This window comes from Brevibacillus formosus (genome assembly GCF_003013405.1).
Lineage (GTDB): Bacteria > Bacillota > Bacilli > Brevibacillales > Brevibacillaceae > Brevibacillus > Brevibacillus formosus.
Genome location: NZ_PXZL01000042.1, coordinates 1 through 10,261 on the forward strand (window position 1 = coordinate 1; position 10,261 = coordinate 10,261).

General features: G+C 47.8%; 6 protein-coding genes and 1 rRNA gene. 1 reads left to right on the top strand and 6 read right to left on the bottom strand.

All coding sequences use genetic code 11. The features are described from left to right. The 5 genes from C7R91_RS28070 to C7R91_RS28100 form a co-directional block, all read right to left on the bottom strand. Positions 1-102: ribosomal RNA gene (locus C7R91_RS28070) — 16S ribosomal RNA — on the bottom strand; the annotation flags it as partial. 606 nt (positions 103-708) lie between these two features. Then, positions 709-2,112: a M20 family metallopeptidase gene (locus C7R91_RS28080; RefSeq protein ID WP_047072065.1), complete on the bottom strand. Its 1,404-nt coding sequence runs from the start codon at positions 2,110-2,112 to the stop codon at positions 709-711. A gap of 60 nt (positions 2,113-2,172) precedes the next feature. Further along, positions 2,173-3,432, bottom strand: a complete 1,260-nt coding sequence (locus C7R91_RS28085; RefSeq protein WP_047072066.1) for an amidohydrolase — start codon at positions 3,430-3,432, stop codon at positions 2,173-2,175. 752 nt (positions 3,433-4,184) lie between these two features. Next, the gene (locus C7R91_RS28095) at positions 4,185-5,489 is read right to left on the bottom strand and encodes a hypothetical protein (protein ID WP_047072068.1); all 1,305 of its coding nucleotides are present in this window, start codon (positions 5,487-5,489) and stop codon (positions 4,185-4,187) included. A 175-nt stretch (positions 5,490-5,664) separates the two neighbouring features. Beyond that, positions 5,665-6,231 carry a hypothetical protein gene (locus tag C7R91_RS28100; protein ID WP_047072070.1) on the bottom strand — a complete coding sequence of 189 codons (567 nt, stop codon included), beginning with the start codon at positions 6,229-6,231 and terminating at the stop codon, positions 5,665-5,667. A 223-nt stretch (positions 6,232-6,454) separates the two neighbouring features. On the opposite strand from C7R91_RS28100, the gene C7R91_RS28105 reads away from it, so the two are divergent. After that, the gene (locus C7R91_RS28105; protein WP_047072072.1) at positions 6,455-8,086 is read left to right on the top strand and encodes a peptide ABC transporter substrate-binding protein; all 1,632 of its coding nucleotides are present in this window, start codon (positions 6,455-6,457) and stop codon (positions 8,084-8,086) included. 349 nt (positions 8,087-8,435) lie between these two features. Here C7R91_RS28105 and C7R91_RS28115 read toward each other — a convergent pair whose 3' ends face one another. After that, on the bottom strand, positions 8,436-9,821 hold the full coding sequence (locus C7R91_RS28115; RefSeq protein ID WP_047072074.1) for an L-cystine transporter: 1,386 nt from the start codon (positions 9,819-9,821) through the stop codon (positions 8,436-8,438). Positions 9,822-10,261: the final 440 nt, after the last annotated feature.

Sequence of the window (10,261 nt, forward strand, 5' to 3'; positions counted from 1 at the left end):
ACTCACCCGTCCGCCGCTAGAGTCCGAAAACCCTCGCTCGACTTGCATGTATTAGGCACGCCGCCAGCGTTCGTCCTGAGCCAGGATCAAACTCTCCAATAAAGTTTGTTACTGGTTCAAAGCTGGCAAATCATTTAATGATAGACTCATTAACGCTTTCGCTGTTCAGTTTTCAAAGAGCATTTTCACTAGCACTTCAAAAGTGCCGGACTCATAATATACCACGTATGATCACTTCGAGTCAACTGGTAATATTTTGAGTCTTTCGTTTTGTTTCTTTCATTCCGCCCGTTTTTGTAAGGCGGATTTTTAATATAACATGAGCCATTCGCTTAATCAAATGCAATATTTGGTAATTAGTTATAAAAGAACATCGTTAAAGGCTACATTTTCACGTTACAACAAACTCTCACGAATCAACTCCACAAGAGCTTCCATATAGTAAGCCGAATCATTCAGAAATTCAGTGGAGACAAACTCCAGCCTGCAAGCCTCTGCTTTCATCCGACAATGGATTCTGCAATCGAAAATCGCCTACACATTTTCCGTCAAAGACAAAAAGTCACAGACAACGACTGCCTTGCCGCCTGACTCGATTGATTGCAGTGAGGCTTTATGGCAACATGAGCAGAGCTTTCATCTGCTCTTGAACAAAAAAGACGACCCTGAGCATTCAGAAGTCGTCCGCGTGTTATTTCCGTGTGTCTCTTATTTTTTTACAGAAGGCATGACGCCCTCTGGAATCGGACATACATACGTTTGACCGCCGAGACGCTGTTTCAGCTCGGCTTTTGCCTGTTCGATCAGCTCTGGTTTTTTCAGCATGTCAATAGCTGTAGAAGCCATGACTTTCCCTGCATGAAGCATCCCTTTATGTGCCATGGATGTAGCCCCAAGGGATACCCATTGCCAGGAGTGCAGCGTGGAGCCGTTCATATAGCACGCAGTTGTGCATTGTGCAGTTGGCGTAATCCAGCTCACATCCCCTACATCTGTGGAGCCGTTCAGCGGGATTTTTGATCCGTCGTATGGATTGAGCCATGTCACCATGTCTGGGGCAGGCATGTCCGGTGACTGTTTTTCCGAAGTAGCGAGTTCCTGCTTGGACAACGTCGCACGCATTTCTTTTGCCAATTGCAGTTCCGCCTCATCATGCACAGGGACGCCCAACTCTTGGAAGTTTTTGTACATGACCTCTTCGAGCAGCTTGTTTTGCACGAGGTTCGAGCACGCTTTGTCGAATACGATCTCTACCTCTGTTTCCGTCATGAGTGCAGCGCCTTGGGCAATTTTGCATACGCGCTCGTAAATCTCTTGTACTTGATCAACCTTTGGCGCACGTATGAGGTACAGTACCTCTGCTTTTGCTTGAACCACATTTGGCGACAAGCCGCCGGCGTTCGTGATGGCATAGTGCACACGTGCTTCCGGGATAATGTGTTCACGCAAGTAGTTCACGCCGACGTTCATCAATTCCACCGCATCCAGTGCGCTCCGACCGAGATGTGGACTTGCTGCCGCATGGGCGCTCTTTCCTTTAAACTTGAAGTAAATTTGATAGTTCGCGAGTGAATCGATGGACATGATGCTGTTGTAGCCCATTGGGTGCCAGCAAAGTGCGAAGTCCACGTCATCAAACAATCCTGCTCGCGCCATGAACGCTTTCCCGGAGCCGCCTTCTTCCCCTGGGCAGCCGTAGTAACGAACAGTCCCTGTCATGTTGTTCTCTTCCATGTACTCTTTCACTGCAACGGCTGCCGCAAGAGAAGCGGTACCGAGCAAGTTGTGTCCGCAGCCATGTCCGTTTGCGCCTGCTACGAGAGGCTCTTCTGTGGTTTGGCCTTTTTTCTGGCTCATGCCCGACAGAGCATCGAACTCTCCCAGAATCGCCACGACAGGATTGCCGCTGCCAAAGCTTCCAATAAAGGCCGTTTTGATTCCGCCTACACCGCGCTCTACCTGAAAGCCCTCTCCTTCGAGTGTTTGAGCCAGCAGTTCAGCCGATTGGTACTCTTCAAAACGCGTCTCCGCAAAGTCCCAAATCTGGTCGCTCACTTTAATGAAGGCATCTCGTTTTTTCTCAATCATTTCTGCAATTCGCTTGGTATGCATTCGCAAACATCCTCTCTGCCCTCGTTGTCCACGTGCTTTTCCACCCAGCTAGGAACGTTTTTACGTCAGCAAACGTCTTGCAATTCGGTTCAAAAGCGCTACGCTGCGTGGCAAAATCTCTTCTTGTATATCGAACTTCGGATGGTGGTGAGGCGCCGGGATATCCGTGCCGATTGCCATGTACGTTCCTTTTCCGCCACGATCCTGAACGCGTTTAATCATAAAACTGGCATCTTCACTGCCCATCGAGTTGTACTCGCCGTGCTTAAAGGAATGGAAGCCTTCTACTTGCTTGGCTTCTTCCAGGGCCAGCTCTGCCATCTCCACATCGTAGTTGATCGGGATTGCTCCCCCGACGACTTCGATCTTGTAATCGAGCTCATGCATAGCGGCACTGTGCGCGATGATGTTGCGTACGCGGTTTTCTACTTCTGCATTTACTTCTTCAGTAATGGAGCGAGTCTCCACAACCATCTTGGCATAGGCCGGAATGATGTTCGCTGCTGTTCCGCCTTCTAGCACACCCACATTGATTCTCGTATCGCCAGTGCTGAAACGCGGAATCGCATGAATGTTCAACAGGGCGGTAGCCGCTCCGAGCAATGCATTTTTCCCTTGCTCTGGCGATGCACCAGCATGTGAAGAAACACCGTAGAAATGCGCCATCATTTTTGTGGTAGCCAAAAATCCGTAGGAACCGCCATGTACCTCACCTAGCGGCACATTGACCCCCAAATGGTTGCAGAAAATATAGTCAACATCGTCCAAATGACCTTTTTCCACGATCGCGTATGCGCCGCGAACACCTTCTTCGGCTGGTTGGAAGATCAGTTTGAGCGTACCGGAAAAATCTCCTGCTGAAAGCGCTTCTGCCAATCCCAAGCCGATCGTGGTATGACCGTCGTGAGCGCATGCATGCATGTTGCCTTCATAGTGGGAGCGGAAGCCATTCGCTTGTGGAAAATGGTCTTGCTCCGTACTTTCCAATACAGGCAGTGCGTCCATATCAAAACGGAAAGCAACCGTTGGTCCAGGTGCCTTTCCTTTCTTCACACCGATCACTGCTGTATAGCCACCGCGCATTTTTTCCACGATTGCCGGGTTTGCACCGTCACGCAAAGCTCTTTCATACGCTGCCTCGAGAACCGCCTCGGAAGGTAAGCCCCGGCGGGAATCTCCATCGATTGCTTCTTGTCCGTATATGACCTCATAGCCGAGGGACGTCAAAATCTCTACTACCTTGGAAGCGGTACGGAACTCCGTAAAACCCACCTCTGGATGTCTATGAAAATCTCTTCGCAACGAAACCAGATCCAACATCGTTCAATTCCTCCTGTTAACTCTGGAGCATGTGTTTTTCCATGCCCAGGTCCGATAGGCAAGCTCTAGAAATATGAGAAGACTGGTAAATGTAAACCCTTACAAACATATACGAATATTAAAAGACATTTTCGTTTAATTGAATTATATAGTTACCTCTCCGTTTTTTCAATAGAAGTTGTTAGACTTATTGAAAAATAGAAAAATTTCGTCTCGCTGTTGTGGTGGGGAGGAAACAGGAGAAAACGCTCAGATTCTAGGGCCACTCGCTGGGGGATTGACTGCCCGACTCCATGCAAAAAGCGAAACCGCGTCCAAAGTAGTCCATTCAGGATGTGTCTCAGAGGTGGACGCTTAAGAGCGTGTTTCGCTTTTGGCATTCCGTCTCGGTCGGTGTCCCTAAGATCTTCGCTTATTTCTCCTGTTTCCTCTACGAGCTTTCCCTATTTAAACAGGCTTTTAGAGATTTAAAAGAATGAAGAAATATCATCAGTTACGACAGAGAAGAATATTTCCAGACGTAGCGACTTGTGGAGTCCTACCGAGCGGAGAAGGGATTCGCGGGCAAAAGAAACGCAACCGTGCCCATACGACGTAGCGGCTACCACTTTTGCGTTTCCCCGCGAATCCCTTCGGAGCGGGCAGTCTTAACCCCCAGCAGGACGAAGCCTGGAGCCTAGTCTGGAAATATTCTTCTCCCCACCGCAGCCACATAATATGAAAAAACACCCGAAGCCTCTCGTCGGGTGCCCTCATTTCTTTAATTGATATAGCTTCTTCGGTCGTCCACGCACAGCCTGCTGTTCTTCCCCGCTGAACTCGGCCAAATCCACTTCGCACAAGCTGCCCATGATGCGCTGTGCATTCCGTACCGTCATCGACAAGTGCGAAGCGATATCCGACGTCGAAAACGACTTCCAGCCCATACGCTGAACTAGCGCACGCAGCTTGTGATACGATTTGACACTTACATTGGCCCGATTCAGCTTTTCCAACAGCTCGCGATCACTGGAGCGGAACGAATAGGCGAGCTCCTCTGTTTCTCCCACCGATTCCATCATGACGCCATTATCCTGTACGACGACAATGCCCGCCCCCGGTCGTTCTTTTGCGTGCTGGATTGCTTTTCGCGCATTGTTTTCCGCAGAAAAAGCTGTATCCCCAAAGCCTACACCTACTGCAACCGGAACCTCTGCCTCCAAAGAGAGCTGTTCCACCGTATGTCGCAGCATTTCAATTTCTCGTTGTATCGCACCACGCGAGCTAAAAATCTGGTAGCGTCCGTTGCCATTTGCCAGCAGAGAGCCGTCCAGCCTATCGCAGAGCGCAAGCAGAATTTGTCTGATCTTCAGCTCCAGATGCTGCAAGTAAAAGCGCGTGCTGGCCCGCTCGGGAATCTTGTCAAACTGTTCGAGCTCAATGATCTCTACTCCGATTTGTGTGTCCTTGAAATAGGAGCTTTTCACCTTTTCGATGACAATTTTCATCGCCTGACGAATCTCCATTTTCGTCATCAGGACACGATAGACAGGAATGCCTTCTTCGCGCAGCGCATGTTCAACCACAGAAAACGTGGTGAACGCTCCTTGTGTCTTGCCTTCACGCCAGAGCGATACATGAAACTGCGTGATCGCATCGAGGTCAAAATTCTCGTCGTACGTACTGACGTAAATCCCCTCTTCCGGTATGTCCAGCTCCGACATCGACTCGCGCAAATGCGTTCCTTCCGAATCAATCATATCAATGGATACACGGTTCACGGCTGTCTTTTGATCAATCGACATCTGAATGAAGCAGCGGTACAGATTCGAACCGTTCGGTGGGCAATACACGATATTGGCATCCGGGCTGAGTACGTTTTTCGCGATCGTAAATGGAACCGGGCCAGAGAAAAACCATCCATTTAAATCCACATGATGCTCCAGAACGATCTTGCTTACTTCACGCACGTCTTCATAACGAAACGGAACAAATTCGATTTCATGCTCAAACTCATTCGCGACCGCCAGTATCCGTTCCACCGAAGGAAGCGGTCCTACAACACCGATTCTATACATAAGGGCGTTTTCTCCTACCTGGTCATGATAGACACCTTTTCCTCATTCATATCATGTACGCTTCTCTTTGTCCATCGAATGCCAAATGTGTGTTATTGAACGAAAAAGAATGAATAAAAAAGAACTGATGGCTATATACACCTTAACCATCAGTTCGAACTTTAAATGAATACGATTAATAGCGATTCAAGTTTTTAATGTACATACCAGCAGCCGTTTGTCCCTCGTAAACCCATCCTGGAGGAACAGGTGAGTATTTGCTTACTAATAATACGGTACCATAAGGAGCTCCAACGACATTCATGATCGTTTTGCTATCATAGTTTTCTCGCGATACTACCCATCCAGTTGGAATCGGGGAGAACTTAGTCACATTGAACTCCGTACGATAAGTTGCTCCTATTACATATTTGATCACCCGACCAGCTACTTCATCTCTTAAAACTACCCATCCCGCTGGAACGGGAGAATATTTGCTTACTCGTAATTCCGTACCATAGGGAGCACCTGCTGTATTTTTTATAAGCTTGGAACCCAGATCTTCACGAATGACGACCCACCCTGGTGGGACAGCAGCAGATTTTCGAATCCATTCTTCATCTGAACTCCATCTGGCAGAAACTAATGAATGTTCTTTCTGCCCGCCAACACTAGATGGTGTGTTTGCGGCTTGAATCGGAGACGTTAGCACTGCAGAAAATACGGCTACACTTAATGCTGAGAAAACCATTTTCTTAAACATAGTGATTCCCACCTCTCCTATCATTAATATCTACCAGAATATACCATATCTTTAAAAACGAGTAAATTTTTAAGAAAAATCAATTAATTCCATACCACTATTCCTATCTATCAATGAGATAAGTAAATATTTTTTATCGAGAAACTAAAAAAATTCCTTTGCTATCGAAAACACTAGCAAATATTCTGAATATACGTTTTCTATCATTTTTAGGGGGGTATTTATGAAAAAGGGACTGGCAATTGCAACCTGTCTTACCTTGCTATTCGGGGTACTAGCGGGGTGCTCGAACTCTTCCGCGCCTGCTGAACCCACTGGCTCCACTACACCTGCAGAAGCGACAAAAACAGAGCCGATGGTCTTAAAATGGAGCATTAACAACGAGCCGCCTTCGATGGACCCTGGGATCGCCGTCGACGCGGATTCGTTTGACATGATTTACGCCGCCTTTGAGGGTTTGACCAGCTATGACCTGAATGGACAACTCGTCAATGCAACGGCTGAGAGCTTCACCAACTCACCGGATTACATGAACTACACCTTCAAAATTCGCAAGGACGCCAAATGGAGCAACGGAGACCCCGTCACAGCCCATGACTTCGTCTATGCGATCAAACGCAACCTCGATCCGAAAACAGCGTCCGAGTACGCCTATCAGCTTTACTACATTAAAGGAGGAGAGGAGTACAATACGGGGAAAGGCAAAGCAGAGGATGTAGGCGTCAAGGCTGTAGATGACTACACCGTGGAATTCAACCTGAAGTCTCCAACTCCGTTTTTCCGTGAGCTAACCTTTTTCCCGACCCTCTTCCCGTTGCATCAAAAAACGCTGGAAGGAAACTCGAAATGGGCGAATGAAGCGAAAACCATCGTGGGAAATGGTCCATTCATCATGGACACGTGGGAGCACAAAAGCAGAATCGTCTTTACGAAAAACCCGAACTACTGGGATCGCGACAACGTCAAGCTCGATCGAATCGAAATTGCTATGATCGAGGACAACAATACAGCGTTCTCGATGTTCGAAAATGGCGACATCGACTGGGGCGGCTATCCTGCCTCAACACTTCCGACCGACGCAATCCCTACACTCAAAGATGAAGGCAAGCTGATGGTCGCGGATAATCCGGGCACACAATCCGTTGTTTTTAATACAACCAAACCACCGTTCAACAACAAAAAAATTCGTCAAGCCTTCGCATATGCCATCAACCGTCAGGAAATCATCGACAATATTTTGCAGACGGGTGTTCCAGCCGCCTATGGTTGGGTTCCGACTTCCATGGGATTAAAACCAGACGGCTACTTTAAAGAAGACCCGGCAAAAGCAAAAGCATTACTAGAAGAAGGTATGAAGGAGCTCGGACTCTCGACCTTCCCGAGCGTTACCTACACCTTTGACTCGAATAATACCAACAAAAAACTGGCAGAAGCCCTGCAAGATCAGTGGAAAAAAGCACTCGGCGTCGACGTGAAGCTTTACACGGCAGAGCTGAAGGTGTACCGCGACATGAGATCGCAAGCGAACTTTGACATGATCCGCTTCCAATGGGGCGCAGACTTCAACGACCCGATCAATTTCCTGGAGATGTTCCGTGATAAAACGGGTGGAAACAACCACCCGGATTGGGAAAATGCCAAGTTCAAAGAGCTGATCGACAAGAGCTACAATGAGCCTAATCTGGACGCGCGCAAAAAAATCCTCTTAGAGGCAGAAACGATTCTTATGGAGGAAATGCCGCTGGCTCCGATCAACTTCCGTGGAAGCCCTTATGTGAAAAACGACAAGGTGAAGGATTTCATCATCTTCCCGCTTGGCGGCGCTTACTTTAAGTACACCTCGGTTAATCCGTAAAGAATAAGATTGGTTTGTGCGAACATAGTGGTGGGGAAGAGAAAAACGGGCTCCCTCCGTTGGTGGCACGCCAACGGGGAAGCAGGGAAGTCCGTCTCCACTCCAAAAAGCGGTACGTCGACCAAAAGCCACCCGATGGGCGGAAGCTTCTCAACGAAGAGGTTGGTCGACAAGCGTGTACCGCTTTTTTCCGTTCCGACTGGGTAGGCGCGCCAAGGCCTCCGGTCGCTCCGTTTTTCTCTTCCTCTGCGTAGCTTGTTGGATTTACGATGACCTTCATAAAAGACATATTAAATACAAAAACAGGCTGTACCTGTCTGAATAGACGGTACAGCCTGTTTTATTACATTTACACAGTCAGCGTTTTTTGGTCGTTACCGTTGAAAGCATTGGTATCCAGCTCTTTTGTCACTCTGCTTGTCAAGAGACCGGACGTCATGCTGCCGCTTACGTTTAGCGCTGTGCGTCCCATGTCAATCAACGGCTCAACGGAGATGAGCAGACCGACAATTGCAATTGGCAAGTTCATCGTGGACAAGACGAGCAGTGCTGCAAAGGTCGCCCCGCCCCCTACGCCTGCAACCCCGAAGGAGCTGAGTGCCACAACTGCGATCAGTGTCAGGATGAACGATGGTGTCAGCGGATCAATTCCTGCGACAGGCGCTACCATGATAGCCAGCATGGCTGGGTACGTCCCTGCGCAGCCGTTTTGTCCGATGGAGAGTCCAAAGGAGCCTGCGAAGTTGGCAATTCCCTCAGGAACACCCATGCTTTGTTGTGTTTTTACATTCAGCGGCAATGCACCCGCGCTCGTACGCGAAGTGAAGGCGAACGTCAGGACAGGGAATGCTTTTTTCACATAGGTGATTGGATTCAATCCTGCAAACGTCAACAGCAACAGATGAATGATAAACATGATGATCATTGCCACATACGAAGCGACAACGAACTTGCCCAGCTGCCAGATGGCATTGTAATCACTAGTAGCTGCCACTCTGACCATGATCGCCAGTACACCATATGGCGTCAGGCGCAAGATCAATGTCACGACACGCATAGTGATCGTATGGAATGCGTCCACAATTTTCGCAAACAATTCAGCTTGCTCCGGATTTTTGCGTTTTATCCCTAAATACGCAACACCGATAATCGCAGAGAAAATGACAACGGCAATCGTAGAAGTCGCCCGATCTCCAGTCAGATCGAGGAATGGATTCGCAGGAAGAAGTTCCAGGATTTTGGCTGGCATGCTCAAGTTCTCGATGTCACCCAAGCGCTGCTCCACCTGTTCGATCCGAGCGGATTCCGCATCCCCTTGCTGGAATTGTGCCCCGTCGAGATTAAATGCAAAGGTAGTCGAAATCCCGATTGCTGCCGCGACAGCAGTCGTCCCTACCAAAAGTCCGATAATCAGCGTACTAATTTTCCCTATGTTATTAGTTAGTTTCATTTTAGTGAAAGCCGATAAAATAGAGATGAATACCAGTGGCATTACGATCATTTGAAGCAGCTTCACATAGCCTTTACCTACAATGTTGTACCATTCGATGGTGGATTTGAGTACATCCGATTTGGCTCCGTATACGTATTGCAAAATGAGTCCAAATAAAATCCCGAGTCCGAGACCAACAAATACTCGCTTGGAAAAAGAAATATGCTTCTTTTGCATGGCATACAAACCAGCAATGAATAAGAGCAACAAAACAATGTTTACGATGATCAATAACGTCGACATATATTCCCCTCCCTTTCGTTTTATGTACCTCTCATTATTGTATTCGGTATAGATATAGTTATATTACCAACAATCCCTACTGGTCAAGTATGAATTGTTTTTGTATTATTCCAAACTGTCTCACAGAGGTACATATTGTCCAGCTGTAGTGGTGGGAGGAAACAGGAGAAAACGCTCAGATTCTAGGGCCACCCCCTGCGGGATTGACTGCACGACTCCATGCAAAAAGCGAAACCGCGTCCAAAGTAGTCCATTCACGATGTGTTTCAGAGGTGGACGCTTAAGAGCGTGTTTCGCTTTTTGCATTGCGCCTCGGTCAGTGTCCCTAAGATCTTCGCTTATTTCTCCTGTTTCCTCTACGAGCTTTCCCTGTTTAAACAGGCTTTTAGAGATTTAAAAGAATGAAGAAATATCATCAGTTACGACAGATAAGAATATTT

Excerpts from the sequence above, each read along its gene's own strand:
- C7R91_RS28080 (WP_047072065.1), bottom strand. The coding sequence starts at position 2,112 with ATGCATACCAAGCGAATTGCAGAAATGATTGAGAAAAAACGAGATGCC.
- C7R91_RS28085 (WP_047072066.1), bottom strand. The coding sequence starts at position 3,432 with ATGTTGGATCTGGTTTCGTTGCGAAGAGATTTTCATAGACATCCAGAG.
- C7R91_RS28095 (WP_047072068.1), bottom strand. The coding sequence starts at position 5,489 with ATGTATAGAATCGGTGTTGTAGGACCGCTTCCTTCGGTGGAACGGATA.
- C7R91_RS28100 (WP_047072070.1), bottom strand. The coding sequence starts at position 6,231 with ATGTTTAAGAAAATGGTTTTCTCAGCATTAAGTGTAGCCGTATTTTCT.
- C7R91_RS28105 (WP_047072072.1), top strand. The coding sequence starts at position 6,455 with ATGAAAAAGGGACTGGCAATTGCAACCTGTCTTACCTTGCTATTCGGG.
- C7R91_RS28115 (WP_047072074.1), bottom strand. The coding sequence starts at position 9,821 with ATGTCGACGTTATTGATCATCGTAAACATTGTTTTGTTGCTCTTATTC.